We start from the raw sequence: 25,175 nt of genomic DNA on the forward strand, positions 1-25,175 counted from the left end.
GGGGAGTACTATCTGAGAGTTACACAAGGGGTGCTGTATGCTTGTTTAGTATGTACGGGGATTATGAGCGGCTTTATTGTGGCCTTTGCCATCGCTATAATGCCGGGGCTAAACGAAACGGGCGCTTTGTCAGCAGTTCACTCGATGAATGCGATCAACCACGCTATTGGCGGTAGTCCACTTTTTTTCATTCTCTTTGGGGGCACGGGGATGCTTCACATAGCAGGGCTGGTGATAGCATTGAAAAACCTCAAACTCCCTTTCGTTTGGCTTATTATTTGCGCGGCTGGAATCTATTTATGCGGAGTATTGTTCGTAACGCTGTGTTTGAATATTCCTTTGAACAAGGAAATGGCCGGACTAGATTTAACGATTTCAAGAAATGATCTTGTGGCAGGAGATATTTTAGCAAGGTGGGTATTTTGGAATCAAACGCGCGCAGTCTCAAGTCTCATGTCTGTACTCTTGTTAGCGATTTATTTACGTTCGATTTATTTCATGAATCATGGATTCCAGAGTTAATTGAAACTTAAACTAGGGGTAAAAACAAAAAAGCCACCTGCTCCGGTTGACCGGTAGCCAGTGACTTTCCTGTATTGCTGATGCGGTCGAGAGGACTCGAACCTCCACGGCTGTTACACCACTAGAACCTGAATCTAGCGCGTCTGCCAATTCCGCCACGACCGCGTGCTTTGTAAGAACGAGATTAAATATACCATGCGGCAAAACGTTTGTCAAACATATTTTTAATCTTTTTTTGAGGCGCGCCATCTTCATACATTTTGACCCAAAATCAGACAAAGGAAAGCCGTTACGGCTTTCCTTGTTTTATCTGGATGCGTTCTAATCTTTTATGAGTTCCGGGACCGGAATTCCTTTGTGAAGAAGTTTTTGACCATATGACGATCGAAAGAATAAACGTTCCAGTATCGTAACAATACCGCTTCCTGCCCAGTAAAGAACAAGCGCAGCCGGAGAGCGCCATATCACCGTCAACGAAACGGCCATGATGGCAAGCGGCATTCCCACCTTGAGCAGCGCGGGCTGCGACGCAGCCGGATCAGGAACGAGGCTGATCAGCATTCCCAGCCATCCTATAATGCCGTACAGCACAGGCAGCGCATGCGCCGGATCGGGAACGCCCAGCGACTGCATCCATGGAATTAGCATGGTGGTCATTTGAGCGCCGTGCAGAGAAAAATACGGATAAAGGCTCATAAAAATCGGCATCTGGATCAGTCCCGCCGCAAACGCGAGCCCAGGTTTGATGCCGTAGCGGGAATACAGCCGGAGCATTTCCTCGCCCAGCTTGCGTGACTGGTTCGCATACTGCTCCCGGAGCTGCCGGATAGCCGGCTGCATACGAATCTGTCTCACCTGCTGCCGGGCACTAAGCAGATTTACGCGGAATAGCAGGCTGCGCACAAGCAGGGCAAACAGCAGGATGGCCAGCCCCCAATCATTCGTAAAGGCGGCTAATGGGTTCAGAATACGGTCCAGCATAGAGATAAAGGGTTGTAAAAGTGACATAAAGAATTCCTCCCGTTTTTTGATAGCGGCAATACCGACAATAACGTGTATCGCGTTAATCGGGAGGAATCCGGTTCATCGGAATGATGATCGCTTCTGCCGGGAACTTTCCGCCGGATTCTGAAAATGCCGAACCCGATGTGCCGGATAAGAACCGGCGAACCGCTCTTGTCCGAAGTGAGCGGGGGTACGGGGAATTCCCCGGCTTTGAGAGGGGTTAGCGAAATCCATTCGCCCAGCCACCAGCACGTAAAACCGAGCGCCAGAAACAGAACCGGTATATCCAAACTCCACTCGATGGCAATTCCCCCTCTCCTTCATGATGTTACGGCTGGGGTGTTCAGCGGTTTCAGAAAACTTCGGACGGATTCACTATAGGACGTTACGCTTATTCCATGCTTATTCCAACGTTTTTTCTATCATGATCGTATAAAAAGAAACAGCGCCATCCTTTAGGAAGGAGGCGCTGCTTGCGGAGACGATATCCTACGCATCGGCGAACCGACGCACTGAGGACGGCTGATGTGTACTGCGAGGAATCTGCAGAGGACCACCGTCATGTGACGACCAGACATGTACCTCCGTGCGAAGCTCCCAGCGTGCGGTACTCGGCGTTACATGACGGCGGCGGTCAACCATATGTTGAGGACTATGTGCAGCCCCGTCACTCCCTTACGAGAGCGCCAGAGCTTTTTTGTAAGCCATGCCCGACTGCATGGCGGCTTCATACACGGACCGGCCGATCATATGGCCAAGGTAAGTGGCCGTTCCGGCGTAGCGGTGGAGCCGGCCTCTCTGCGTGGAGGCGATCAGCATGGCGTCCGTCGTCGTGCCCGTCGCCCCGCTTCCGTCTTCCAGCGCTACGCCGAGGTCCTGCAATGCCGCCGCCTTCGCCTCGGTGGCGGTAATGACGGCGTTGACCATGGCTTCATCGGTCAACTCGCCCTCCACGGCGACGATAATATTAATCGTGCCGGGAAAAAGCGCCGAAGCCGGAAGCCCGCGTCCGGCACGCGCCATGTTGGAATAGCCGACGGTGACCCAGGCGCTGACGGCTATTCCGGTGTCCGCCGCGGCAGCGGCAGCAGTAGCGTAAGCGGCAGCGGCAGCGGGCTCCGCCGCGTCGATGCCGTTCACGGGATTCGCCGAATCCCCGTCCGCTGCGGCGGAGAGGCATGCTTTCCCTCTCCCTCGGGTGTCCGGTCTTTCGTCAAATGTTTCTAAAAAGCTTTGCGCTTCCCGATCGGCTTGTGAGGAAACATCCAACTTACTGTCAGACGTATCGAAAAGGCTTCGTGCAGCTTCGTCATCGGCTCTTACCTTCGCGGAAGCAGGATCATCCATTCGAAGATGACTTTGGCCAAGGCCGCTCATATGTACGGAGGTCAGCAGGCAGGCCGTTTCCTCACTGTTCAGTCCTGCCGCCTCCAGAAACCCGTTCATTTCCGTCACCGGATCTCCGCAGGCATACGTTTTGTCTACCTTCCGGTTGATGATCGTCCGGTGATAACCGAAACCGCCGCCCCAGGGCGCGGAGCTTAACGTCCTCAGAGGCGATGGAGCTTCCAGCAGCAGATAGCTCCCTGCCGCGCCTTCGTTCACGGCTGCGCTAATTCCTGCGGCCGGGCGGCTTACCGTCTGAATAAGTGGTTCTTGAGTGTTCAACGGATCAGGCCTCCTCGCCCTCGTCAGTTTGCCGGGGCAGCGTATATTCAGCGGGACGGCTCTCCGTATACGGCTGATAAACGTACTTTCTGTCCAACTGCACCAGCTTCCGGCTGCGTTTACGAATAGCGACTGACGACTCGTTCCATGCCACCACGTAGCCTCTTATATCGTTGCGCGGATCCGCATCCCTGACGATTCTCAGCAGGGTGCCGTCAATCCGGTATCGGTCTAACTGCTCGTCGCTGATCATGACAAGCCCTCCTTTTGCTCCAAAACATTTCCTGGGCAATTGTATCTATTGTACCTTGAGCCCGCTTGCCTGCAAGGCAATACCGGCATCCCTACTAGCATACACAAAACACGGCGCCAAGCCAAGAGAGCCCGAAGGGCGCACGGAATACGCCTGATTCATTTTTTTCGGGCACCGGGTAATAAAATCTACGGACTGCGGGAGTTTTAGAAGCCGGCTAGTTGGGCAATCCTTTTAAGAGGAAAGGGTAAAACCTGCGGTCAGGCTTTATACGAAGGGAGCGAAGAGCGATGGACGGCAAAAAAACATATTACGTCAGCGTAGGTGCCAAAGAAATCGTCGACGAAGCGGATGAAATCAACTTTGATTTTGAAATTAAGGCAACGGGTGAAGAAATCGACAAGCTGGCCGAACTTTTCGAGGTGATGGACGAATCGGACGAGGCAACGCATTTCCGGGCTCTCCTGCCTTTTAAGGAATATCACAAGGACAAAGAAAACGATGCCTATGACTATGATCTCAAAGAGATCTACCGGACGCTTTACAATTTGGGGACGGAAAAAACCCGCAAACATATCGAAGAAATGAATGTGCTGAATTAAAAAAAGACCTGCCGGGCTTCCCGGCAGGTCTTGCTTATGACGAACACGTCAGCCGACATGTTCTTTGGAATCCGTATTTTCAAACCAGCAATCCAACACTTTACTCGACATGACGCGTTTCTTGATATAATCGACCTGCTGAACCGTAAACTGGGACTCCCAAGGAACGGAAAGTTCCGTGAAGAATTTGACCACCGTAAGAAGTTCGGACCATGCCACGTATCGTTTATACCAGAAAAATTGAGGGTGTTCAATCATATACGGGTACAAATCATCAAACTCGGTGTGTTTGCAGTCTAGGGCGCGTTCGAAATGGTTCTTCGCTTCGGACAGCTTCTCCAGTAAATATTCGGCTGGAATTTGCTCATTTCCCATAGCGATCCCTCCTCTCCAGTTACCTTCCTCTATTATATCGAATTTACCCCGTCCAGGAAAGTATTGAAGCAGAATGAAAATGTTTTCATAAAATAACAGTTATTCGGCAAATACGATGTTTCCTTGGTCGAGGGACGTTATCGTCACGAGGGACTCCGTACGGATTCCCTGCTCCCGAATCGCGCGGCCTCCGGCTTGAAACGCCTTCTCCACGGCAATGCCTACACCGACCAGTTCGGCTCCCGAACGTTCGACAATCCGGATCAGCCCTCTGGCCGCGTCGCCGTTGGCGATAATGTCGTCTATGATTAAAATCCGGTCGTTTGCGGTTATATATTGGGAAGAAACCATAATATCCGTCACGATTCCTTTGGTGAAGGAAGGTACACGTTCACAATACGTATCCTCGCCCATGGTCACCGACTTTTTGCGTCTCGCGAAAATAAACGGAACGCCCAGCTCGCTTGCGACGGCAAAAGAGAGCGGAATTCCGGACGATTCGACAGTCAGCACTTTGGTCGGTGAGCTTTCTACAAAACGCCGGGCAAATTCCCTGCCCATTTCCTTAATCAATGCAGGGTCAACTTGATGATTCAAGATGGCATCCAATTTAACGACTTGGTCGGAAACGACGCTTCCGGCTTCTAAGATACGTTGTTTCAACAGTTCCATAGCTTCTCCTCCACCTTTGAATATGTGTTAACGTACCACAAGCCAAACATAGGTTTCAAGTCCCATTTTACGCCTTAGGCCCTTTCTCCCGGAACTTTTCGGCCCTTTTACGAGTCTGTATAAATAACAGGCATTTAATGCCGCCCTCCTTGCCGGCGGCAAAGCAAGAAAAGACGGCTTACGCCGTGCGCGGCAGATGACGGAGCCGTTTGAACGAACGCCAGTCTCTTATTTCAACCCATCCAAGCTAATATGAAATTTGAACGAATCGCCCCCAGGGCTTATGATAAGGAATGTCGCTTCGCGTCCGAAACCGGAGCGGCAGAAGAAAGGAACGATTGCAATGAAGAACAAACTCCGCAGAGCAGCGATGATCGGTCTTCTGATCTCCGTTCTGCCGGCGGCGGCAGGCTGTGAAGCTGTACATACGTTTTGGGGGAAAGAAACTGCCGGTCCCTCCGCAAATCAGGCAGAATCTAACGGAAACGCGCAGCCTTCGCCTTCCGGTGCAGCCGGGCAGACACCGGCTCCCGATCGTTCGGCCGCCGTTTCTTCCAACGAAAATACGGAAGGTCCGGTCAAAGCCAAGCCCGTGGTGACTCCGGAGAACACATACCGAGTCAACAATCCGACCTTGATGGGCGTCACGCTGGGCACGCCTAAGGACGAGGTGCTGAATCTCTTCGGAAAAGCGAAGAACATGTTCGTCATGGACGAAGATCCCCAATCCGTCACGGTATACGAATACGGGTCCTTCTCCGTCGGCTTCAACGTGTTCGACCGCCTCGAATTCGTCCAGATCCAATCGGCCGATATCGATCCGGGCCTTGGCGGACTGCGTCTCGGACAAACCGCCGATGAGGCCACGGACGTTCTGGGCAAGCCCAACAACCGTACGGATTACGTGCTGGCCTACAAAGCCCAGAATACCGTATTGAAGCTGGACCTTGATCCCGACAATCACACGATTCAATCCATCAAATTGTTCCCGTCCAGCTAAACGCCGGTATACGGACAGTTAAAAACCCGCAGCCCTAGGGCTTGCGGGTTTTTAACTGTTCTTTTTTCTTTTTCTGCGGACCAGATAGTAAATAAGAAAACCGACTGCGGCGGCAACGGCGAGCCCCATAAGGCAGATGCCGAGGTAAGTGTGAAACCCTTTTAGAACCGCTTCAAAATTGGCCCCGATAAAATGTCCGAGCGAAAGAAACGTACAGCACCAAAGCAGAGCGCCCGATCCGGCAAAAAGCAGATAACGCCAAAGGGAAATCCCGCTGACGCCGGCCAGATAACAGGTGAAGTGTCTAAGACCCGGAACGAAATACCCGAAAAAGACAGCCCACATGCCGTATTTCTGAAACCACAGCTCCGTGCGGGTGATGCGCTCCTGTTTGACGCGGACCCACTTTCCTATTTTGTAAAGGAAGGGCTTGCCGAGTCGAAGTCCGACCGTATAGGAAATCAGCATCCCCGTCATCGTTCCCAGATAGGAGACGATAAGCGAATGCGTAAAATTCAACGGACCGGTGTCCATCGTAAGCGAGCCGACAAACGTCATCAGCGTCTCATCGGGGATCGGCAGGCCGACAATGCCGGCGGCAAGCAAAGCGTAAAGAGCCGTATACCCGTAATTGGAAATCAGCTCAAATATCGTTTCTTTCACTACATAACACTCCTAACGGGGTTGTTCCTGCGCGTTTCTTATGTTGCTGTCATGCCCGTCCGGTCCGAAACATACCTTGTACTAGTACGAAACATGAAGGGTGAGAACAATGGCTTCTAAAACATGGACGCAAACCGCACAGGTTGCTTTTACGTATGTCGGGACGGTCGTGGGAGCGGGCTTTGCGTCGGGTCAGGAGATCCTACAGTTTTTTACCCGCTACGGCGCGGCGGCTTCCTTAACCATCGCGCTCGCGAGCGTCTTGTTTGTATGGCTCGGCATCAAAATGATGCTGATGGCGCATGATGTCCGGGCGGAGTCGTACGAAGATTTGAATATCGCTTTATTCGGCCCGAAAATCGGCAGATGGATCTCTCTATTCACTTTGTTCGTTCTTTTCGGCATCTCTTCGGTCATGCTCGCCGGCGGAGGAACGGTTTTCTCCGAGCACTTGTCCCTGCCCTTCCAGAGCGGACTGCTCGTCACCGCTGTCCTGTCCTATGCCGTGATTACACGCGGCATCGGTGCGATTATGGCGGTGAACACAGTCGTCGTGCCGATTATGGCCACGTTCAGCCTTATTCTGGTGTTTTACACGAATAAGCTTCCCACGTCGCAGGCATGGCTGACCCTCGGTACCGACCATTCGCCGCTGAGTGCCTGGACCGCGCCCCTGCTCTACGTCGGTTTCAACCTGGCCACCGCCCAAGCGGTTCTCGTTCCGCTCGGCGCGCAGATCAAAGACCGGCGCGTACTGTTCCGGGGCGCTTTGCTGGGCGGGCTCGGAATCGGTCTCCTGCTGTTCGCCGCGCACTATGCGCTGAGCGCACAGATGCCGGGAATCCGCCAGTTCGGCATTCCGATGGCCCGGATTATGGACGGGTTGGGAACCGTTATCCCTTTTGTGTATCTGCTTGTCATCTATGGAGAAATCTTTACGACTTATCTTTCCAATACATACGGGCTGACTCTTCAGTTGCAGCAGCGGACGGGCCTCGGCCGCAGGACTGTTCTTCTCCTGCTTATCGCGCTCAGTTATATTGTCAGCCTGATCGGCTTTAAGCCGCTTCTGTCGGCGCTTTATCCGTTATTCGGCCTAGTCAGCTCGGTGTGGCTGGCCGTGATGATGTGGAGAAACCGCTCCGTCTGAGGAACGCCACGCCCGCACCGTCAATAGCAGACGGTTGAAGCTCATCAGCATACCCAGGAATACAAATAAAAATCCGCAAAGCAAATAACCGATGTGATAATCGGGAAAAGCTTTCGCATCGCGCAGCACCGCAACAAGATCGGCAAGAAGCATGATGATTCCAATCGCCATGAGAGCAAACTGCGCATAATCAAGCGGGGTAATCCGCTGCAAAAATTTTGCCGCATGCTGTTCGGGAGCAGCGCCCCGCACATCCCGTTTCCACATCCGGTGAAGGATCCAGGCGGTATAAGCGGAAGCGGCGGTTACAAGAAGCCCGAAAAAGGCTGTAAAAACGGCCAGAATGGTAAACAGTTGAATTGGAATCCTCTCCCTTGCGCTAGGCTGTCAGCCGAATGTTAAGAGCTTGGACACGACCCATAGGGTACACGCCGCTGCCGCGACAGGCAGCACCCAGGTTATCATGTTCGCGGCCCGCCAACCGGGCAGCGGAGTTGACCGCCACAGCAGCTCCATAAGCCGGCTGTTCTCCCCGGGAACGGGTGTCGCTTTCTCTTCCGGGTACGTCCGAACCGCAGGGTTTGACGGGTTCGGGGCCCGATTCGTGCTTTCGCCGGAAGCGGCCGCAGAAGAAGGATTGCTTGGATGTTCTATATACTCAGACGATTTTGCGGCCTCCATCCCTTCAACCTGCCGGGATCGGGAGTACGCGCGTTCGGCCTCTGTCTTCGCTTTTTTTCGTTCGGACGCGGATTTTTTCGGTTTCGCGGGCTCCCGCTTCGGTCCGGGAAGCTTCTCGTCCTGCACGGGAGCCTTCGCTTTTGCCGTACGGATACGGCCTTTGCGGCGCCCGACTTGATAGGTAATTTCACGGTCTCCGGGTTTTGCCGGTTTTTTCTCAGACAAATGTCTGTCCCCCCAGTTCCTGTAGAACCTTTTTTGTCCCCGGTCTTCTATATAGACGACTGTTACGCCGGACAAGTTGTGCTTTTCAGTCAAAAAAAAGACCTTTCCGTCCTATTCGACATGGGGAAAGGTCTTTCCTGTTTTTTACATGCAAAAATAATGACTTTATACCTAGATAAGTCTAGAAAGGCTCCGAAAAAAGACTTACACGATCCCGGCCGCGCGATTTGCGGCGAATGCCGCGCTGCCGATCACGCCACCGTCGTCGATAAGGGTACCCGGGTGGATGGTGAGGCGCTCCCAGTACCCTTTGTAAACCGACTTCTGCAGCTCTTCGCGCATCGGCTTGAACAGCCGCTCGCCGGCCAGGGAGGCACCGCCGCCGATAATCAGCGCGTCCGGGCTGTACATGGTTACGGCATACGAAAGCCCGCGGCCCAGCAGCTTGCCCGTATGGTTCATGACTTCGATCGCAAGCCGGTCGCCTTCGTCATACGCGCGGGAAACATCCGCCGCCGTAACGGAAGCCGCTTCTTCTCCGGGAAACCACTGGCCCAGGATGCTCTCGCGGCCTGCCGCAAGCGCTTCCCTCACCTGGCGGACGATCCCGGACGCGGATGCGATCGTTTCTAGGCATCCGACGAGTCCGCAGCCGCATGGCGTCGATTCCGCATCGTCGACGCGGATATGACCGATTTCGCCAGCCATGAAGCCACCGCCGTAATACAGCTGGCCGTTATTGACCAGTCCAGCCGACATGCCGGTCCCGAGCGTAATCCCGAGCACATGCTCGTACCCGCGGCCCGGTCCCTTCATGGCTTCGCCGTATACGTACATACGGACGTCGTTGTCGATGAAGACCGGTACGCCCAGTCTAGCTCCGAGCTGGTCGGATACCGGTACCTCGTTCCAGCGGAGGTTGCTGGCGAACACGCACACTCCGCGAACCGGATCGATAAAGCCCGGCGTTCCGATTCCTACCGCTTTCAGCTGCTCGGGCGCGATATTCTGCTCCCGGAGCAGCGTTTCCACCATAACCGCAATCTTTTCCAGCACATAGTCGCTGCCTTTGGCCGCTTCCGTAGGCTGTTTGCTTTTGGCCAGGACATTGAATTCCTCATCCAACAACCCGCATACAATATTTGTTCCTCCGAGATCTACGCCGACGAAAAAGCTCATTCCCGTCCGTCCTTTCCCTTATGCGTTCGCATACAAAGTGGTAATGCCGTGCTGCTCAAGAACCTTCTCCATGTCGGGTTCCAACCTCGCGTCTGTCACACACACGTTTACGTCCGCAAGCGGAGCTATGGAGAACAAGGAGGCTTTCCCCACCTTGGTATGGTCAAACACTGCTATCGTATGCTGGGTGCGGCTTATCAACAGACGGGCTGTCTGGGCTTCGAGCTCGGAAAACGTCGTGATGCCTTTATCCGCGGAAACGCCGTCCACCCCGAGAAAGAGCTTCTCGATATTGAGATGCTCGATCGTCTTCTCGGCCAGAGGTCCGCTGAGCTCGAAGCTCTTGCTGCGCATGACGCCACCGACGACGACCACCTGCAGGCCTTCGCTGTCGGCCAGTTCCATGGCGATATTCACAGCATTGGTCACGACCGTAATCCCCTGGCGCTGCTTCAGCTCGCGGGCGATGAGGAAGGTTGTCGTACCGCCAGTCAGGCAGACGCTGTCCCCTTCCTCGATAAGGCCGGCCGCCCTGCGGGCGATCGCTTCCTTCTCCAGCCAGAGCTGCTGCTTCTTCTCGGCGAACGAGGTTTCGCGGACAGCCGTGAGGCCTTCGAACAGGGCCCCGCCGATGGTGCGGACAACTTCGCCTTTTTTCTCCAGAAGGTCCAGATCGCGTCTTGCCGTCGCTTCCGAACATTGAAAATGCTCGATGATCTCCCCAATGGTGATGCGCCCTTGCTGCTTGAGGATCGTCATAATCTGCTGGCGCCTGAGATCTCCTTTGGAAGGAGTCGTGTCATTCATTTCAACTGTCACTCCGTCACAAGGTTAAATTTTGACGAACTGAGTCAGGTTGCGAGGATCGTCCGGATTCAGCCCGCGCTTCACCGCGTTGTAATAGCCGTTGTACTGGACAGCGGGCAAATACAATACGCTTCGCGCTTCATCGCTGAGCGCGGCTCCGCCAAGTTCCAGAACCAGATCCGCAAAATCCGTGTCTTCCCCGCGCTCCGCGGTCAGAAGCAGGATCGTCGCCCCGTATTCCTTCAGCTCTCTGGCTACCTTCAGCTCATATTCGCGGGCGGACTGCGAAAGCAGGAAGCAGACAAGCGTACCCGAGTCGACAATGGATTTGGGACCGTGTCTGAACTCGAGCGTGCCGTACGCTTCCGTCCACGTGTACGTCATTTCCTTCAGCTTGAGGCAGGCTTCCAGCGCCAAGCCTCCGAGTGCGCCGAGTCCGAGATAGACCGTTTTGTTGAAGTTGTGCGCCGACACCCATTCTTTGATGCTCGAATCCGAGGCTTTGACCAGTTCTTCGTCTAATTCTAACACAGTTTTAAGCTCTTGTAAGTATGCCTCGCCGCCCGCCGCCATGGCGATCGCGGCCTGCATCATAAAGGTCATGGAGCTGAGCGATTTGCTCATCACCGTGCTCTTCTCTTTGCCGAGAGGCGAAAGCAGACATTCCGTCATTCCGAACATTTTGCTTGTCTCGTGGCAAGTGATGCCGCACGTATCGATATGATCCTCATTTTTGACGGAATCAAGCGCAAGAAGCACCTCATGGGATTCACCCGAACGCGACACGCCCACAATCAGAAGCTTCTTCCCTCTCGGGAGAGTAGCGTCACGCAGCAGGAAAATATCCGAGGAAGGCTGTGCGGATGCGCTGCGTCCGGTCCATTTGCGGAACGTCGCCGCCATCGTGATCGACTGATAATAGGAAGAGCCCGAACCGATAAAAACGACTTCCTCGTATTGATCGTTTCCTATATAACGCTTCACCCAGTCGGACTGCTTCTGAAGCTGGTCCCATGCTGCCTGCAGAGCGGCGGACTGGGCACTGATTTCGGTATACGTTAATTGGCCTTGAATGTTTGACATTTTCTAATTTCCTCCCTTATAATCAACTTAATGACATTATAAATCATTTTTTTGATCGTTTCAATCATTTTATACGAAGGGGTTTTTCAAAATGGCTCATTTAATTTCTTCTACGCACCTGCTTCAAACGGCCCGTCAAAACGGTTACGGCGTTACGGCGTTTAACGTGCACACGCTGGAAATGCTGCAGGCCGTCGTCGAGGCGGCCGAGGAGCTTCAGGCTCCGCTGATTCTGCAAACTACGGTCGGAACGGTGAAACACCTGGGACCCGACTACATCGTTGCGGCCGCAGCCGCTGCCGCCAAACGGTCTTCCGTTCCGATCGCGCTTCATCTCGATCATTGCACGGATTACGAGCTTATCGTACAATGCATCCGGGAAGGCTATACATCGGTCATGATTGACGCTTCCATGCATCCGTTCGAAGAAAACGTGCGGCAGACGCAGGAAGTCGTGAAAGTCGCCCGGGCGGCCGGCGTGAACGTGGAAGCCGAGCTCGGCAAGGTCGGCGGCGTCGAAGACGATATCGTCGTAGCCGACGAAGATGCGCTCCTCGCCGATCCGGACGAATGCGTCCGCTTCGTGGAGCTTACCGGCGTGCCGACGCTTGCCCCGGCCATCGGGACGGCTCACGGCATTTACAAGGGCGAACCGAAAATCGCTTTCGGCAAGCTGGAAGAAATCTACCGCAAAGTGAGCCTCCCCCTCGTTCTTCACGGCGGCTCCGGCATACCGGAAGAGCAGGTGAAACGCTGCGTATCGCTCGGCATGGCCAAAATGAATGTCGCCACGGAGCTGCGCATCGCTTTCTCCGATGCCATCAAGAAGGTCTTCCAGGCCAATCCGGATGAAAACGATCCGCGCAAATATATGGTTCCGGCCAAAGCGGCCGTCAAAGAGCTGGCCCAGGCGAAAATGCGCCTTACCGGCTGCGTAGGCCGCGCCAAAGACTTCATTTAATTTCAGTCAAGACAGGAGAACCCGGATGATTACCACCGTGACCCTCAATGCGGCAATCGACAAAACCTACAGCGTAAAAAGCTTTGAAATGGACCGGGTTTCCCGCGTAACGGACATGATCGCCGTCCCCGGCGGCAAAGGGATCAACGTCGCCCGGGTGGCCCGTCTGCTCGGCGAGCCCGTTACGGCCGCCGGCTTCGTGGCCGGCTTCAACGGACAGTTTATCCGCAGCGGGCTGGACACGGAAGGCATTTCCCATGACTTCACGGAAGTCCCGGGGGAATCCCGCCTCTGCCTGACCGTTCTGGATGCGGACAACGGCACGCAGACGGAACTGCTGGAGCCCGGGCCCGTCATCGCCGAGAACTCCCTTCTTACCCTGAAGGAGAAGGTGAAGGAGCTCGCGGGCAGGTCCACGCACGTGTGCTTCTCCGGCAGCCTGCCGCTCGGCTGCCCTCCCTCGCTTTATGCGGAGCTGATCACGCTCGCAAGAGAAGCCGGCGCCGAGGCCGTCCTGGACGCGAGCGGCGACGCTCTGGCTGCCGGGCTGGAAGCTATGCCTCTGCTCATTAAGCCCAATGAGCATGAAATCGTGCGCCTGCTCGGCAGGCCCGCTTCCTCCGACGACGATTTGGCCGCCTGCATCCGGGAACTGATGCAGCGCGGAATCCGGCACGTCGTCGTCTCGCTCGGCGCGCGCGGAGCCCTCGCGGGCAGCAGCGGCCGCGTGCGGCGGGTCGCCATCCCGGCGATCCGGGCCGTGAACCCGGTCGGCAGCGGCGACGCGATGGTGGCCGGCATGGTCACGGCTCTGCGCCAAGGCCGAAGCGACGCCGACGTGGTCCGCTTCGGTGCGGCATGCGGGAGCGCCAACGCTTTGCAGAAGCAGGCGGGGGTCGTCACCGACGAAGATGTGGAACGGATCTTCCGGGACATCACGGTGACGGATTACTGACACGGGCCGGACCGACGAAAAGACGACGGGCGACCGAGTCATCACGCTTCGCGCCGGAACACACAGCACCGGCACACTCGTAAAAAAACAGACATGTTCTCTTGCAACGCGGAGAACGTGCCTGTTTTTTTACGTTTTGTCCCGTTCGCTGCCGGGGAGGCCGCACGTGTGCATGCGAAACGCTTTGCAGCATGCGAGCTTCCCGGAAGGCTATGCCGTGCTGTCGGAAGCGTTCACCGACCGCCCCTTGCCCTCCCCCATGTATCGATCGCTTACGGATACCGTCACATTTTCATTCCGTTGCCCCTGGTAATTTGCCGGCGATCTGGGAAGTCTACCCTTATAGCTCTAGATCGATCAAGGGACATCATGACCGATCAGAACGACAGCCGCAAGCCCGACGGCCGGCCGACGCTCCCGGCGCCGCCTACACTGAACGCCGACCAGTGGGACATTCCGCTTGCCGCCGATACGGACGGGGTTATTCAGCTTTTCCAGGAGCTGCTGCCGACCGATGAATTTCAATGGATTCTTACGGACAATAAACTGCTCGGCGGCACCAAAGAACAGGGCCTGGATATTCTGGGAATCGGCGAACAGTTCCGGATGAGAGGCTGGGATACGACTAACTGGGAAGAACTAATAAAAAAACTGGAAGTGACGGTCCGCGTTCATCTCAAAATTCTTTCTCCGGAAGGCAAAAGAGGATAGCGCATTTTTTTGTCAAGACATACTTGGAAGGACATATACGATAAACGCCAAAAGACCCTTCCTTTAAATAAGGAGGGTCTTTTTTTCAGTCCATTAAACATGAAGTACACCTGCCGAGGGAGAAATCCCTGTCACCGCATCTCTTACATGCTCGTGACAAGTAAAAAGCAGAACCTGCCGCTTTCCGCCGAGCTGCCCGATAATCCGCAGAGCCCCTTCCATCCGCTCTTTATCGAAATTGACGAAGATATCGTCAAAAACGAGCGGCAGGGAAGCTCCGCCGGTAAATTCTTCAACGAGCGCGAATCTCATCGACAAGTAAAGCTGCTCCGCGGTTCCGCGGCTCAATCTCGATGAATCCACCTGCCGTCCGTCCGACCGGACGGCATAGAGCCGCTGCTGCCCAAACGGTGCGACCACCTGCGTAAACCTGCCGCCCGTCATGGCGGCAAAGCAGGCCGAAGCCCGGCGGAGCACGCCCGGCTGGCGTTCGCGTTCACAGCGCTCGCGCGTCCGCTTCACGAGCAGGGCGGCCATCGCGAGCACCGCGTATTTGCCGCCGAGATCGCGCACCTCGGCGAGCTGCTCCTCGGTGCGCTGGAGCAGCTCGCCCCGCTCGCTCCCGCCTTCGAGCTTCTCCAGCTCGCCGGCCAGACGGCCGCGCCTGTCGCGCAAGCGGTTCGCCTCGGCTTCCAGGCCGCTCAGGCTCCCCGCAAGCTCCTCCTCGCGCGAAGCGAGGCTCCCCTCGTCGGCGCCGGACAGCGCCTCGTCGAGCCGCTCCCGCCGCGCGACGCCGGCATGCGCATTCAGCGCGCCGGAGAGAAGCCGCGCTTCGGCCGCGAGCTGGGCCAGGCGCTCCTGGAGAGCCGCCTGGCGGAGAAGCTCCTCTTCGCCGGCCGCCTGCGCCTCGCTCAGAAGCGCTTGCAGGCGCTCTGCCGCGTGCCGAGCCTTCTGCGCGGCTGCCGCCTCCCGGCGCCGGGCCTCCCCGGCTTCGGCGGCCAGCCGCTCGCGCCTTGCGAGCAGTCCTTGCTGCTCCGCAAGACGCTCGGCGCAGCGTCGGAGCCCCAGCAACGGGTCCGCCGCTTCGGCTTCGCCCAGCAGCCGGACCGTCCGCGCTTCGAACGCGGCGGAAGTGGCCTGCAGGGCGGCCAGCTTGGACTCGCAGCCGGCAAGGCGCTGCAGCAGATCATGCCCGCGGGCGATCAGCTGCAGCGATTCCAGCGCGGCTTCGGGAGACAAGTGCGGCCTCAGCTTGCGTTCGCAGAGCCAGCCGCTCCAGCGCTCCTGACCGGACGCGGCGCGTTCTTCCAGCGAACGCAACCGGGAGGAAACCGCCGCCTGCTGCTTCTCCAGCGACTGGATGCTCTGCTTCAGTTCTTCAAGCTTGGCCCGTCGGCGCTCCATTTCGGAGCGGTGCTGCGCCCACAAGTCGGTGCCGGTCAGCCAGCTTTCCAGCTCGCGGTCCAGCCAGCTCAGCGTCTCCGGCCAAGGCGGCAGAGGCATGCGTCGGGGAGCGGAAGCTTCATCGAAAAAGCCGTTGGCACCGGCCGTGCGGGCGGCGGCCGCTTCACGGCTTCCCTCTCCGCGGCTGCTCAGCAGAAGCGCCAGATTCTGCTGAAGCCGCTGCCGGAGGGCCGCCTTGTCCGCTTCCAGCCGGACATCCTCGCCGTCTGTGCGGTCCGCTTCGCCCGGTTGTGCGGGAGCGGACAACCAATCGCCGGAGGAGGCTATTCTTCCCCGGCGGGCACGTCCTCTCCCCTCCGTCCGGACTTCCGGCAGCAGGGTGCTCGGGCTGCGGCTGTTTCCACGGGCTCTATCTGGGGAACCGAACATTAGCCAGGCCGTACCGGCCGCCAGCACAACGAATACGACCGCAGCCGCAGGCCCCTGACCGCTTAAGAGCAGCGCCGCCGGCAGAAGAACCGCGATCGCTCCCGCGGCGTAAGCGGTCTTTTTCCTGGTACGGTCGGAGTCGCTTCGCCTCCTGTCCGACCAGGCTTCGAATTCCTCCTGCCTGCGGCGTTCTTCCTCCCGGATCCGGTCTCTCTGTTCTTCCTCGCTCTTCAGCAGTCTCCACTGCGCGTAATCGGAAGATAGCCGGCGAAGCAGACCCGATTCGGCGGCTGTCCGCGCTCCCGGCGCATCTTCCCGGAGCCCCGACAGCGTCAGCCATTCGCTCCATTCGAGCTGGCGTTCGGCGAGCTCGCTTTGCTGCTCCTCCAGACGGCCAAACACCCGGCTCAGCTCGCTGTCGAGCAGCGCCCTCTCCCCGTCCCATTTCGCGAAGGAATCCCTGGCTTCCCGGATCTGCTCTTTCATGCCGACCGAAACGGGGAATTCGGCCAGATCCTCCCGCGACCACTGTTCGTCGAGCTGCCGCAGCAAAGCCGCAAGCGCTTCGTTCAGCTGAGCTTTCTCCGTCTCCGAGGAAGCCGCCGCAAGCTGCCCGCTGCGGTATGTCCCCGCTTCCTCTTCAAGGGCGGCGAGTTCGGCCGCGTCTTCGAGCAGTTCTTCGCGGACGGGCAGGGCTTCGACCGCCCGCAGAAGCGCGGCGCTCTCTTCCTCGTATTGACGCCGCTCATTCTCGAATTCGTCCCGTTCCTGACGGATGGCTTCGTAACGTGCGGCGGCATGCAGCGGAAACCCGGGAATTTCCCGGATATCCGCCATTTCCGCCTGAACCCGCCGCAGTTTCAGCCACGGCTCGAAGGCCTTCCCACAGCGCCGGGTCCATTCCAGCTCGGCGGCCGTCTCCGCCCGGGCGGCATCCAGCCCGTTCAGCCGGTCTCCGAGCCGCTTCCACTCCGCCGTCGCTTCTTCGTACCGGCTGATCTCGTCGGCGGAACGGTTTCGGCTGGAACGGAGTTCTTCGTACGCCCGGATGCTGCGGTTCAGCTCCTGGGTCCGTCCCCTTGGCCGGAACAAAACATCCGCCCTTGCGGCAAGCTTGCGCTCGGCTTCCACTACGGCGCTTCCGCTCACGCCGAAGCCCGCTCCGTAGAGGTAGCCGCCGATGTCGTCCCCCTGCAGGGTCCGCAGCTCTTGAAGCTCGCCCAGCCCGAAGGCGAACAAGCTCCGGAAAAGCTCCGCGGACAGTCCTCCGAGCAGGTGACGGAGCAGTTCTTCGCCGCCTTCAGCGCCTCCTTCGAGCGTTACTTTGACGGAACCGGCTGCGGGCGGACGTCCGGGGCCGCCGTGATCCGCGTAGCGTTCGATCAGGACAGTCCTGCCCTGCTTGTCCTCCAGCAGCAGCGCGCCGCCGTGCGATCCCCCGCCGTCGGGCTCATACCTGTCGGCGGCCTGCGCCCGCGTCGGAAACCCGAACAGGACGGCGCGGATAAAACCGAGCAGGGTGCTTTTGCCCGCCTCATTGGGGCCGTACAGCACGGTAACGGGCGATTCGAACCGGTAAGTCCGGTTCTGCAGGGAACCGAACCCGCGGACTCTTATTTCGCGGATGATCATTTGGCCCGCCTCCCGTCCGGCATCAGCTGATCGACGGCGAGTTCACGCGCCGCCTCCAGCCAGTCCCCCGTGTCTTCGAGAAGCCCGTCCGCTCCTCCGAACAGCCTGGAAGCTCCGTTCTGGGCAAGGAGGGAACCGAGCGCTTCCTCGGCAAATTCCCGCAGCTTTCCTTCATCCGCAGACAGTTCTTCCGCCAATCGGAGGAGGTCGCCTATGAAGCTTTCCTCCCGAAGAAGCAGTTCAAAGTCGATATCCTGCCCGGTCCGTGCTTCGATGGATTCGATCCAGACGAACGGAACTTCCGCCGCCGCACTGCGGAAGACGCCGCCTGAGGGGGCCGTGGTGTAAGAGCCCCTTGTCCCCTCTTCCTTATTGTCGTCCGCCGGGTGCGGCGCTTCCGCATATTCGGCGCCTGCACCCGTACCGCCCTTGCCGTATCCTGCGGCCGAACGCCCCGCCAGAGCCAGAAGCTCGCTCTCGCGCAGCTCACGGAGCAGGTCGGAAAGGGTGCTTCCGGCCTGCAGCTTCAAATGAAGCGGTCCCCGGCCTTCCAGGAAGATCCGGGCGACGGTCGGTCTGCCCTCGGCTTTCTCCCTTAGCCGGGCCAGCAGATCCTGCAGGCTTTCCTGCAGTTCCTGTTCCGTGCCGATGCCCGCGATAGAAAGAGACTCCTGCTGCCAGCGCACCCCGTCAAGAGCATGAAAATCCAGAGCGGGACTGCCGTTCTCATCCACCGCCACGATGTAGCACCCGCGCGGGCCGCACTCCCGTATGCTTCTGCCCTGTATGTTGCCGGGATACACGACTGAGGGCTTTTCATCCATGACGATTTCTCTTGTATGTATGTGGCCCAGGGCCCAATAGTCGATTCCCCGCCCCACAAGATCCGACTTGCTACAAGGGGCATAGTTGTCGTATCCCGGGTTTCCGTCGACATTTGTGTGAAGCAGAGCCACTTGAAAAACCGAAGCGTCCCCGCCCCGGAAACGCAGGGCGAGGTTCTCCGTTACGGCGGCGGACGCGTACGAGATGCCGTGAACTTCGGCGATAAGCCCCCGGTCCTCCTTCACGATCCGAACCGTCTCGACCTTGTCCGCCGGATACACATAGGCTCCCGCCGGCCATTCCAGATCCGCCCCCCGGCCGTCCAGCGGATCGTGATTGCCGTGGATAACCAGGGCGGGGATTCCCGCCCGGTCCAGCTCGGCAAGGGCGCTGCGGAAGCGCAGCTGAGCCCGGAGAGAGCGGTCGCCGGCGTCGTAGATATCGCCGCTGAAAACAGCGAAATCGACCTTCTCCCGGACCGCCAGCCGGACGAGCCGGCTTAACGCTCCGAAGGTCGATTCCCGGATCACATCCCGGATCCGCTCGGGAACCGAGTTCATCCCTTTGAACGGGCTGTCGAGGTGAAGGTCGGCGGCATGCAGAAATTTCAGCGCCTTCATCCACCCACCCCTTTCGTTTGGCCTAAAGCAATGAAACTTTTCATTTCCCGTACCTCTCGTACACGCCGCGCAGCTGCCGGATGACCCTGTTGAGCGAGTACGATTTCTTCGCCTTCTCCGAAGCCGCACGTGCAAGCTGATACCGGTAGGTCGGATCGACCACGACTTTCTCCAGCGCCTGACTGAGCGCCGGCGCATCACCCGACTCGACGAGCAGCCCGTTGCGTCCGTTCTCGATCTGCTCCGCAACCCCTCCGACATTCGTGCCTACTAGCGCCAAAAGGCAGAGAGCCGCCTCCGCAAATACGGAGCCGAACGCCTCGGCTTTCGAAGGAAGAACGAAAATGTCGAAGAAGGGCATAAACTCTTCCGGGTGCAGCATGTACCCGTAAAAAATAATCTCTTCATATAAGTTCATTTCCTTGGCCAATTCCTCGAGCTCTGTCCGGGAAGGGCCGTCGCCGATAATATGCAGGACGAAAGGATGCCCCCGTTCTTTGAGCATCGCGCAGGCCTGGAGCAGCGTTTCGAGCCCTTTCGCCGGAACCAAGCGGCACACCGTGATGAGCTGGGCCACTTCGTTCTCGTGGGAAATCGGCCGGAAGCGTTTCTCGTCGTAGCCGTTCGGGATTACCCCGATCCGGTCGGGATCCTGGATAAATTCACTTATATAACCTTTAAAAGAATTCGAAACCGTTAGAATCTGGTCCAGCCGCGCTTCCATTTCGCCGTAAATCGACGTCAGAAAAAGCTGCTCGGGACCGCCTCCCTCTATTTTTCCGTTCAGTAGAAGCTCTCCCTCGTAGCTGGAGTGAACCGTTACGATGACTGCCGTATCGGGGAATACTTCCTTGATAGCGAGCGCGGCAATCGGGTGATGAGCGTGAATCAGATCGTAGCTCTTGCGGATACGAAGCTTCGTCCACCACACGTAGTCTTTGTAGGTTTGGATATATTTGTCCACAATCGGATTTCCCGCATAACGGGTCCAATCGAACGTATTGAAGGTAACGGGCTCGGTTCCCTTGCCCCTGACCCTTCTGGGAAGGGAAAACAGTTCCATGTCCCAGCCTCTTTTATTAAACTTTTCGGTGATATACGGGACCATGGAAGAAACTCCGCCCGGCTGCTCCGGCGGGAAGAATAACGCTTGCAAAATGTTCATCGGTGCACACTCCTGATCCTCCGTCCGCTTGCGCGGCGTAAATCCGGCTTACAGCATCATACGCTCAGCCTCTTCTTATTGTACCTTCTGCCCGGCTAATAGAAAAGAGAACACGCCCTGCCGGTCCGGTCGGCGTTTCAGTCTGCCCGTACTTTTCCGAAAAAAAGTTGTTCTTGTCCCCGTCCTATTTTGCTATAATGAAATCGCCTGAAAATGCGAACGTACATTTGAATCCGGCCCGCGCAAGAGGGAACGGACAACCTCGGAGGAATGTTGAACTTGTGGAACGATCCGATTGAAACATGGGGTCCGGAGACGGCCAGCTCCATGATGCTAGTCATTCTTACCCTGATGATTTTCATCTCGGGAAGACTTTACTACACACGCAGAAAAAAAGGCTATCTCTCGATGACCGTCTCGCTCATCCTCATGCTCGCGCATAACCTGCTCCGGCTTTACTGGCAGGCCTCGGGCCAACTGCAAGGCATGTCGGGCTTCGCGGACGATCTGCTCCAGGTCGTCACCTTCGTCCTGATCAATCTGGGCGTTTATCAACTGTATAATCCGACGCGGCGGCGTCATTATTTATATTTTTACGGCTTGATCGCGGTCGCTCTGGGCATTTCCGCTTTTCATTTTTACCCGCCGTCCGGAGGAAGTCCCGAGCAGGCTGCGCTGCTGGCTGACTTGCCGCTGGAGCTGTACATATTCGTGCTGATCTTTTTGTGCGCTTACATCATTACGCCTCTGATCGGACAACAAGGAAAATTCCAGGCCATGATGACGTTGTATTTCGCCAGACAAACGGCACATATGGTCAATCTGTACCTGTTTCAAGGGGAGCAGAAATGGCTGATGCTGGCGGAATGGTTTATTCCGGTCATCTATGCGACGATTCTTTTCTTCCTGCTGTTCGATCGGGTTGTCGAGCTTATGCAGGCGATTTACCAGTCCTCGATCACCGACGGCCTGACCAAAGTGTATAACCGCAAATATTTCGATAAAAGAGTTTCGCAGTATATCCGGCTGAATTTGAACGTTTCGGTCCTGTTCAGCGATATAGACAATTTCAAAAAGCTCAACGATACCAAAGGCCACCACATGGGAGACGAGATGCTCAAGCAGGTGGCGAGCATCATGCGCCAGGAAGCGGACGAAAGCGGTATCGTGGGGCGTTACGGCGGCGAGGAGCTGGTCATTCTGCTGACCGATCCCGATGTCAAACCCGCCGAGCTTGCGGAAAGAATACGCAAGCGCATCGAAGAAGAAACCATCGTCACCGTCAGCATGGGTTTCAGCACCTACAAGAAAGGCCTCACGGGAGACAAGCTGATCAAACAGGCGGACGAAGCGATGTACAAGGCCAAAACAACCGGGAAGAACAAAGTCGTCAAATTCTCCGCCTGACTTATCGCCTGCCCGGTCTTTCGGCAGCAATGACTGCACAGCAGTGAATACAAAAAAGGCGCGGCCTCTGGCGGGACCGCACCTTTTCCTCACTGAATGTGGAACAACTCCTCGACCTGCTTTCCGAGAACGACGCTCAGACGCTTCGCGGCCCCGGGGCCGACCGACTTCATCGACCGCTCCAGCAAGCTGATGTATGCGTGGCTTAATCCCGTCTGTCTGGCGAGCTCCCGCTGGGTCAGTCCCAGCGTCATTCTTCTGCGGATAAATTCTTCCGATTTGGCGATAATCCTCATAAAAAATCATGGCCCCCATTTCCTAATTAATTCCATGGTAGCATTATAATTTACTATTGTAAACATTAAAATTTACTATAGTTGACGATAGCTTTTCTTTCTTTTACCCCCGATTGAAAAACCACATTTTCCCTGCTATGATAAGCATGTTAACTAATGTTTACCAAGAAATGCGGGTGCTGCGATGTATTTCTATGACAAGCTTAAAGATCTCCGCAAGCTGAAAGGCTATACGATCCGTGAACTGGCAGACCGTTCCGGCGTATCGGCCGCTTACATTTCCCAACTTGAGAACGGCAACCGCAATATCCCGTCTCCGGATGTGCTGATGAAGCTGTCCGAAGGATTGAATATTCCCTACGCCGAACTGATGAAAATCGCCGGATATCTAGACGAACCGGAAAGCGGCAGGGACAAGCCTAAGGCTCCGGTCAATCTGCGCCGGTTTCTTCATGACAATGATCTCATCTTCGACGGTATGGAACTGACGGAGCAGGATAAAGAATGGGTCGAGCGCATGCTCAGCGCCCTCTTCTGGAAAGAACGGAACAGCCGCAACGGATAAGACCAGCCGGCTGCTCTCCTGCATTTCTTCCTTACATAAGCAAACGGAACAACCCGCGGGAGCTGGATCTTCCCTGCGGGTTGTTATTCGTGCATGTAATTTTTTTGGCCCCGCGTCCAAAGTTCCCCTTTGAAAAACCACATATTCCCTGCTATGATAAACATGTTAACTAATGTTTACCAAGAAATGCGGTGGCTGCGATGTATTTCTATGACAAGCTTAAAGATCTCCGCAAGCTGAAAGGCTATACGATCCGCGAACTGGCAGACCGTTCCGGCGTATCGGCCGCTTACATTTCCCAGCTTGAGAACGGCAACCGCAATATCCCGTCTCCGGATGTGCTGATGAAGCTGTCCGAAGGCTTGAATATTCCCTACGCCGAATTGATGAAAATCGCCGGATATCTCGACAAACCGGAGAGCGGCGAGGACAAGCCCAAGGCTCCGGTCAATCTGCGGCGGTTTCTTCATGACAACGAACTTATCTTTGACGGCATCGAACTGACGGAGCAGGATAAAGAATGGGTCGAGCGCATGCTCAGCGCCCTTTTCTGGAAAGAGCGGAACAGCCGCAACGAATAAGACCGGCCGACCGGCCTCCTGTAATCCTGCCTTACATAAGCATACGGAACAACCCGCGGGAGCTGAATCTTCCCTGCGGGTTGTTTCTTGTTGTATGTTAATCCGGGCCGGCTACGCGATTGAATTCGGTTTGGCCAGTTGGCCGAGGTTTCCCTGTATCTCCTGAATCCGTTCATTCTCCTGCCGCAGCTTCTCCTCAATGCGTTCCGTCAAATGAGCGATCTGTTCTGCAACACTGTCCGGCACTTCAACTTCGGGCAGCGACTTGATTATATACAGCAGACACTGCAGCGTATCTTCCATCACTTCTTTTTTGCGGCTTGCGATTACGACCTCCGCCAGAAAGATGAGGTGCGTCAGTTCATTTTGCAGGACACTCATTTAAGTTCCACTTCCTTCCACTTCCGATTATGACTGAAATTGTCGAATGTGAAAAGTTGCTCTTGACAGTTTTAACTGTAATATTTATTATACTAGATATAGCGTAACTTATTTAGTTACAGTTTAGTCCACCCAGACGGCATCCGTTATGCCCGGATCTTCGTCCTTCTGCCAGCGGGCCTAACCGAGTTCTCCCTTTCCAGTCGAACGGCCGGAGGCCCGTTTTTTTTACCCGATGGCCGGGAATGTTCGACCTGAAAAAATTGACTACGCGGAACTTCCGGAAACGAGACATGTTTTCCGCAAAACCGCACACATTACCTATAACTTTGCAAACCGCCAAAAGGAGGACATTTATGACCCAACAGATTTTTCCCGAAACACTGAAAGTCATCGCGGAGCGCCACTCCGTAAAATCGTACGATCCGGATTTTATCTTTCCCGAGGAGCATAAGGAGCTTATCCTGAACGCGGCTAACCAGGCGCCATCCTCTTGGAATCTGCAGCACTGGAAATTCCTCGTGATCGACGACCCTAGCGCCAAGCAGCGTCTGCTTCCCATCGCAAGCAACCAGAAGCAGGTCACGGAAAGCTCCTTTGTCGTCGCCGTCCTTGGCGACCTGCAGGCGAACCTGAACGCCGAAACGATTTACGGGGCGGCTGTTGAAAGCGGGTTTTTGACGCCGGAAATCAAAGACACGCTCGTGTCGCAAATTAACGGCGCCTATGCGAGCGGCGGCAGCATTCCTCGCGATGAAGCGATCCGCAACGCCTCGTTCGCATCCATGCAGCTCATGCTCGCGGCGAAAGCGCTCGGTTACGACACGTGCCCGATGGGCGGATTCAATCCGGCCGCGTTTGTGCAGGAATTTAACATTCCCGAGCGCTACATCCCGACTCTGCTGATCTCCGTCGGCAAAGCGGCGAAACCGGCTTATGCGTCCGGTCGCTTTCCCCTGGAGCAGGTTATCGTTAAAAATTCGTTCTGATCTGGTCTTACACTAAAATTTCACACACGGAGGGATTCCCATGTCTTTGCTAAATGTATCCGATCAAACTTTTCAAGAAACGCTGGATAAAAACAACCTTGTTCTCGTCGATTTCTGGGCGCCGTGGTGCGGTCCCTGCAAAATGCAGAGCCCCATCCTGGACCAGTTGACGGAAGAAGCCGGCGAAGCGGTAACGATCGCCAAGATCAACGTCGACGACAATCCTGAAACGGCCTCGAAGTTCGGCGTGATGAGCATTCCTACCTTGAAGCTGTTCAAAAACGGCAGCGAAGTCAAAACGATGGTAGGCGTTCAATCGCTTCAGACGCTGAAAGAACTGGTTAATCAAAATCAGTAATTAACCCGAAG

Annotated in this window: 28 protein-coding genes and 1 tRNA gene; 12 read left to right on the forward strand and 17 right to left on the reverse strand. The window is 56.2% G+C overall.

The window, feature by feature from the left end; all coding sequences use genetic code 11:
* Positions 1-63 precede the first annotated feature (63 nt).
* On the forward strand, positions 64-522 hold the full coding sequence (locus tag PCH01S_RS15605) for an anthrone oxygenase family protein (protein WP_042230799.1): 459 nt from the start codon (positions 64-66) through the stop codon (positions 520-522).
* An 81-nt stretch (positions 523-603) separates the two neighbouring features.
* Here PCH01S_RS15605 and PCH01S_RS15610 read toward each other — a convergent pair.
* The 4 genes from PCH01S_RS15610 to PCH01S_RS15625 form a co-directional block, all read right to left on the reverse strand.
* Positions 604-687 (reverse strand) — tRNA-Leu (locus PCH01S_RS15610).
* A gap of 156 nt (positions 688-843) precedes the next feature.
* Positions 844-1,530, reverse strand: coding sequence for a YidC/Oxa1 family membrane protein insertase (locus PCH01S_RS15615; RefSeq protein WP_042230801.1), 687 nt, complete (start codon positions 1,528-1,530; stop codon positions 844-846).
* 672 nt (positions 1,531-2,202) lie between these two features.
* Complete coding sequence (locus PCH01S_RS15620; protein ID WP_042230803.1) at positions 2,203-3,195, reverse strand: adenosylcobinamide amidohydrolase; 993 nt, start codon at positions 3,193-3,195, stop codon at positions 2,203-2,205.
* A gap of 4 nt (positions 3,196-3,199) precedes the next feature.
* Complete coding sequence (locus PCH01S_RS15625) at positions 3,200-3,448, reverse strand: hypothetical protein (RefSeq protein ID WP_042230806.1); 249 nt, start codon at positions 3,446-3,448, stop codon at positions 3,200-3,202.
* Positions 3,449-3,738: 290 nt separating this feature from the next.
* On the opposite strand from PCH01S_RS15625, the gene PCH01S_RS15630 reads away from it, so the two are divergent.
* Positions 3,739-4,050: a hypothetical protein gene (locus tag PCH01S_RS15630; protein WP_042230809.1), complete on the forward strand. Its 312-nt coding sequence runs from the start codon at positions 3,739-3,741 to the stop codon at positions 4,048-4,050.
* 48 nt (positions 4,051-4,098) lie between these two features.
* Here PCH01S_RS15630 and PCH01S_RS15635 read toward each other — a convergent pair whose 3' ends face one another.
* A complete protein-coding gene (locus tag PCH01S_RS15635) occupies positions 4,099-4,425 on the reverse strand; it encodes a hypothetical protein (RefSeq protein ID WP_009674785.1) in 327 nt (108 codons plus the stop codon).
* Positions 4,426-4,524: 99 nt separating this feature from the next.
* On the reverse strand, positions 4,525-5,097 hold the full coding sequence (locus PCH01S_RS15640; protein WP_042230810.1) for a xanthine phosphoribosyltransferase: 573 nt from the start codon (positions 5,095-5,097) through the stop codon (positions 4,525-4,527).
* Between the two features lie 343 nt (positions 5,098-5,440).
* Here PCH01S_RS15640 and PCH01S_RS15645 point away from each other — a divergent pair, with 343 nt between their 5' ends.
* Complete coding sequence (locus tag PCH01S_RS15645) at positions 5,441-6,097, forward strand: hypothetical protein (protein ID WP_042230811.1); 657 nt, start codon at positions 5,441-5,443, stop codon at positions 6,095-6,097.
* A gap of 51 nt (positions 6,098-6,148) precedes the next feature.
* On the opposite strand, the gene PCH01S_RS15650 is transcribed toward PCH01S_RS15645, so the two are convergent.
* The gene (locus PCH01S_RS15650) at positions 6,149-6,760 is read right to left on the reverse strand and encodes a DedA family protein (protein WP_042230812.1); all 612 of its coding nucleotides are present in this window, start codon (positions 6,758-6,760) and stop codon (positions 6,149-6,151) included.
* A 109-nt stretch (positions 6,761-6,869) separates the two neighbouring features.
* Between PCH01S_RS15650 and PCH01S_RS15655 the strand changes: the two genes are divergently transcribed.
* Positions 6,870-7,910, forward strand: a complete 1,041-nt coding sequence (locus PCH01S_RS15655) for a YkvI family membrane protein (protein WP_042230814.1) — start codon at positions 6,870-6,872, stop codon at positions 7,908-7,910.
* On the opposite strand, the gene PCH01S_RS30470 is transcribed toward PCH01S_RS15655, so the two are convergent.
* The 5 genes from PCH01S_RS30470 to PCH01S_RS15680 form a co-directional block, all read right to left on the reverse strand.
* Positions 7,857-8,177: a hypothetical protein gene (locus tag PCH01S_RS30470; protein WP_129112468.1), complete on the reverse strand. Its 321-nt coding sequence runs from the start codon at positions 8,175-8,177 to the stop codon at positions 7,857-7,859. The two genes, PCH01S_RS15655 and PCH01S_RS30470, sit on opposite strands and share 54 nt — an antisense overlap.
* A 120-nt stretch (positions 8,178-8,297) precedes the next feature.
* Positions 8,298-8,816, reverse strand: coding sequence for a hypothetical protein (locus tag PCH01S_RS15665; RefSeq protein ID WP_042230816.1), 519 nt, complete (start codon positions 8,814-8,816; stop codon positions 8,298-8,300).
* A gap of 204 nt (positions 8,817-9,020) precedes the next feature.
* The gene (locus PCH01S_RS15670) at positions 9,021-9,995 is read right to left on the reverse strand and encodes an ROK family protein (RefSeq protein ID WP_042230818.1); all 975 of its coding nucleotides are present in this window, start codon (positions 9,993-9,995) and stop codon (positions 9,021-9,023) included.
* Between the two features lie 18 nt (positions 9,996-10,013).
* Positions 10,014-10,802: a DeoR/GlpR family DNA-binding transcription regulator gene (locus PCH01S_RS15675; RefSeq protein WP_009674761.1), complete on the reverse strand. Its 789-nt coding sequence runs from the start codon at positions 10,800-10,802 to the stop codon at positions 10,014-10,016.
* A gap of 24 nt (positions 10,803-10,826) precedes the next feature.
* A complete protein-coding gene (locus tag PCH01S_RS15680) occupies positions 10,827-11,885 on the reverse strand; it encodes an SIS domain-containing protein (protein WP_042230820.1) in 1,059 nt (352 codons plus the stop codon).
* Between the two features lie 91 nt (positions 11,886-11,976).
* Here PCH01S_RS15680 and fba point away from each other — a divergent pair, with 91 nt between their 5' ends.
* The 3 genes from fba (at position 11,977) to PCH01S_RS31405 (ending at position 14,512) form a co-directional block, all read left to right on the forward strand.
* A complete protein-coding gene (gene fba, locus PCH01S_RS15685; RefSeq protein ID WP_042230821.1) occupies positions 11,977-12,846 on the forward strand; it encodes a class II fructose-1,6-bisphosphate aldolase in 870 nt (289 codons plus the stop codon).
* 25 nt (positions 12,847-12,871) lie between these two features.
* A complete protein-coding gene (gene pfkB / locus PCH01S_RS15690; protein ID WP_042230822.1) occupies positions 12,872-13,801 on the forward strand; it encodes a 1-phosphofructokinase in 930 nt (309 codons plus the stop codon).
* 369 nt (positions 13,802-14,170) lie between these two features.
* Positions 14,171-14,512: a Ger(x)C family spore germination C-terminal domain-containing protein gene (locus PCH01S_RS31405; protein WP_042230823.1), complete on the forward strand. Its 342-nt coding sequence runs from the start codon at positions 14,171-14,173 to the stop codon at positions 14,510-14,512.
* Positions 14,513-14,605: 93 nt separating this feature from the next.
* Here the strand turns inward: PCH01S_RS31405 and PCH01S_RS15700 are convergent, their stop codons facing one another.
* From PCH01S_RS15700 to PCH01S_RS15710, 3 genes are read right to left on the reverse strand one after another with little or no spacing between them, the layout of a single operon-like run.
* Positions 14,606-17,977 carry an AAA family ATPase gene (locus PCH01S_RS15700; protein WP_042230824.1) on the reverse strand — a complete coding sequence of 1,124 codons (3,372 nt, stop codon included), beginning with the start codon at positions 17,975-17,977 and terminating at the stop codon, positions 14,606-14,608.
* The gene (locus tag PCH01S_RS15705; RefSeq protein WP_042230825.1) at positions 17,974-19,422 is read right to left on the reverse strand and encodes a metallophosphoesterase family protein; all 1,449 of its coding nucleotides are present in this window, start codon (positions 19,420-19,422) and stop codon (positions 17,974-17,976) included. The genes PCH01S_RS15700 and PCH01S_RS15705 overlap by 4 nt, the downstream gene beginning before the upstream one ends.
* A gap of 40 nt (positions 19,423-19,462) precedes the next feature.
* Complete coding sequence (locus tag PCH01S_RS15710; protein WP_042230826.1) at positions 19,463-20,587, reverse strand: glycosyltransferase family 4 protein; 1,125 nt, start codon at positions 20,585-20,587, stop codon at positions 19,463-19,465.
* Positions 20,588-20,857: 270 nt separating this feature from the next.
* Between PCH01S_RS15710 and PCH01S_RS15715 the strand changes: the two genes are divergently transcribed.
* Entirely contained in the window at positions 20,858-21,994 is a 1,137-nt protein-coding gene (locus PCH01S_RS15715; protein WP_255246843.1) for a GGDEF domain-containing protein, read from the forward strand.
* Positions 21,995-22,083: 89 nt separating this feature from the next.
* Here the strand turns inward: PCH01S_RS15715 and PCH01S_RS15720 are convergent, their stop codons facing one another.
* Entirely contained in the window at positions 22,084-22,290 is a 207-nt protein-coding gene (locus PCH01S_RS15720; protein ID WP_042230828.1) for a helix-turn-helix domain-containing protein, read from the reverse strand.
* Positions 22,291-22,474: 184 nt separating this feature from the next.
* On the opposite strand from PCH01S_RS15720, the gene PCH01S_RS15725 reads away from it, so the two are divergent.
* Positions 22,475-22,855, forward strand: a complete 381-nt coding sequence (locus tag PCH01S_RS15725) for a helix-turn-helix domain-containing protein (protein WP_042230829.1) — start codon at positions 22,475-22,477, stop codon at positions 22,853-22,855.
* A gap of 200 nt (positions 22,856-23,055) precedes the next feature.
* On the forward strand, positions 23,056-23,436 hold the full coding sequence (locus PCH01S_RS15730) for a helix-turn-helix domain-containing protein (protein ID WP_042230830.1): 381 nt from the start codon (positions 23,056-23,058) through the stop codon (positions 23,434-23,436).
* 111 nt (positions 23,437-23,547) lie between these two features.
* On the opposite strand, the gene PCH01S_RS15735 is transcribed toward PCH01S_RS15730, so the two are convergent.
* The gene (locus tag PCH01S_RS15735; protein WP_042230831.1) at positions 23,548-23,817 is read right to left on the reverse strand and encodes a hypothetical protein; all 270 of its coding nucleotides are present in this window, start codon (positions 23,815-23,817) and stop codon (positions 23,548-23,550) included.
* Between the two features lie 356 nt (positions 23,818-24,173).
* Here PCH01S_RS15735 and PCH01S_RS15740 point away from each other — a divergent pair, with 356 nt between their 5' ends.
* On the forward strand, positions 24,174-24,806 hold the full coding sequence (locus PCH01S_RS15740; protein WP_042230832.1) for a nitroreductase family protein: 633 nt from the start codon (positions 24,174-24,176) through the stop codon (positions 24,804-24,806).
* Positions 24,807-24,846: 40 nt separating this feature from the next.
* Positions 24,847-25,164: a thioredoxin gene (trxA, locus tag PCH01S_RS15745; protein ID WP_042230833.1), complete on the forward strand. Its 318-nt coding sequence runs from the start codon at positions 24,847-24,849 to the stop codon at positions 25,162-25,164.
* Positions 25,165-25,175 lie beyond the last annotated feature (11 nt).

Source organism: Paenibacillus chitinolyticus NBRC 15660, assembly GCF_000739915.1.
Taxonomy (GTDB): Bacteria; Bacillota; Bacilli; order Paenibacillales; family NBRC-103111; genus Paenibacillus_F; species Paenibacillus_F chitinolyticus.